Consider the following 1,691-nt stretch of genomic DNA (forward strand, 5'->3'; position numbering starts at 1 on the left):
GCCCTCGCGATGGGCGGCACCATCACCGGCGAGCATGGCGTGGGCCAGTACAAGCTGCGCTGGCTCGGCTTGGAGCAGAAGGAACCGGTGCGCGAACTGCAACGCCGGATCAAGGAGCTCTTCGACCCGGCCGGGATCCTAAACCCCGGAAAAGCGATTTAGCCCGGGCGTGCTGCAACCCTAGTCGTCGGAGTCCGGGTATTCCTCGAGCGGCTCGTCGTCGTCGCCGTAGCGGGACTCCTCCGTCTCCACCTCCAGGATCTTGAGCAGCCCGGTGTCCGGGTTGAGCATAATCGCGGCCTCGTCGCGACGGTGCCGCAGCTCGGAATCGATGTAGGACTGGACGGCCTCGGCCAGCGGAATGTAGCGGTTTTCCTTCTGGGACATGTACCAGCGGTGCTCCAGGATCTCGTGCACGGCCTCCGCCGGTTCCAGCTTCCCGGAGAGGTCACGGGGAATCGAGCGGACGATCGGTTCGAAGATTTGGTTCACCCACAGGTGCGCGCTGTATTCCTCGTCCATGCCCGGATTGTTGTCCGCCCGGAAGGTGTCCATGTCGTTCAGCAGCCGCCGAGCCTGGTTTTCCTGCACGTCCAGACCGGTCAGTCGCAACAGCCGACGCTGGTGGTGCCCGGCGTCCACCACCTTGGGCTGAAGCTGGATCGTGGAACCGTTCTGCGTGGTCTTGATGGCGTATTCCTCGACGTCGAAGCCCAGTTCGTTGAGCCGCCGGATGCGGGCAGACACGCGCCAGCGCTCCCCGATCTCGAAGGATTCCTTCTCTGTCAGCTCGGTCCAGAGCCGCCGGTAGCTCTCCATGATGAGCTCGCTGGTGGCGACCGGGTCCACTTTTTCCTCGATCAGGCCGCCGTCCAGCAGGTCCATCAGTTCGCCGGCGATGTTGACCCGGGCAATTTCCAGGTCGTACTCCCGCTGCCCCGTGGACAGGTCCGGGTACAACTCGCCGGTCTCGGCGTCGACGAGGTAGGCGGCGAAGGCGCCGGCGTCCCGGCGGAACAGTGTGTTGGAGAGCGAGACGTCGCCCCAGTAGAAGCCGATCAGGTGCAGGCGGACCAGCAGCAACGCCTGCGCGTCGATCAGCCGGGTCAGGGTGTCCTTGCGCAACATCTGGGAAAACAGTGCGCGGTACGGCATGGAGAACTTCAGGTGCCGGGTGACCAGTACGGGGTTCAGCGGGCGGCCGTCCGGGGTGGTCCGCCCGGTGATGACGGCCACCGGTTCCACGCACGGGACGTCCAGCCGGGCGAGTTTACGAAGCATGTGATATTCGTGCCGGGCGATGTGCTCCGAGGTCTCCTTGATGGCGATCACGGAGCCGCCCAGGTGGGCGAAGCGCACGATGTGCCGGGAGATGCCGCGGGGGAGGGCGGCGAGGTATTCCGCCGGCCAGTCCTCCAGTGCGGTGTGCCAGGGCAGGTCCAGCAGTTCGGGCTCGGTGGCTGCGGCCGTGATGCTGAGCGAACTCGCGACGCTCTTTTCGTCGTTGCTGGCAGCCACGTACCGGGGCAACTTGCCGATCTGGCCGTAGTCAGTGGGTTCGTCGTGCCACTGGGCGCTGTTGTCCTCGGTCATGCGGTTCTCCTCGGTCATGCGGCAATTCTCCCGTACTTGGGCCGAACACGCCCAACTTCCTTACTTAACGGCCGACGGCGGCCCTCCCGTGGGAGGAC

2 protein-coding genes are annotated in these 1,691 nt (G+C 65.3%); one reads left to right on the forward strand and one right to left on the reverse strand.

Features of this window, described 5'->3' with window-relative positions; translation table 11 throughout:
- A partial coding sequence (locus AB4Y86_RS18325) for an FAD-binding oxidoreductase (protein ID WP_441403573.1) occupies positions 1–162 on the forward strand: 162 nt, incomplete at its 5' end.
- 18 nt (positions 163–180) lie between these two features.
- Here the strand turns inward: AB4Y86_RS18325 and AB4Y86_RS18330 are convergent.
- Positions 181–1,593 carry a DUF4032 domain-containing protein gene (locus tag AB4Y86_RS18330; RefSeq protein WP_441403574.1) on the reverse strand — a complete coding sequence of 471 codons (1,413 nt, stop codon included), beginning with the start codon at positions 1,591–1,593 and terminating at the stop codon, positions 181–183.
- Between the last annotated feature and the right edge of the window lie 98 nt (positions 1,594–1,691).

It is taken from the genome of Arthrobacter sp. 2YAF22_2, assembly GCF_052114645.1.
In the GTDB taxonomy this organism is placed as follows: Bacteria; Actinomycetota; Actinomycetes; order Actinomycetales; family Micrococcaceae; genus Arthrobacter.

Coding starts and splice junctions, on each gene's coding strand:
- AB4Y86_RS18330 (WP_441403574.1), bottom strand. CDS start 1,593: ATGACCGAGGACAACAGCGCCCAGTGGCACGACGAACCCACTGACTAC.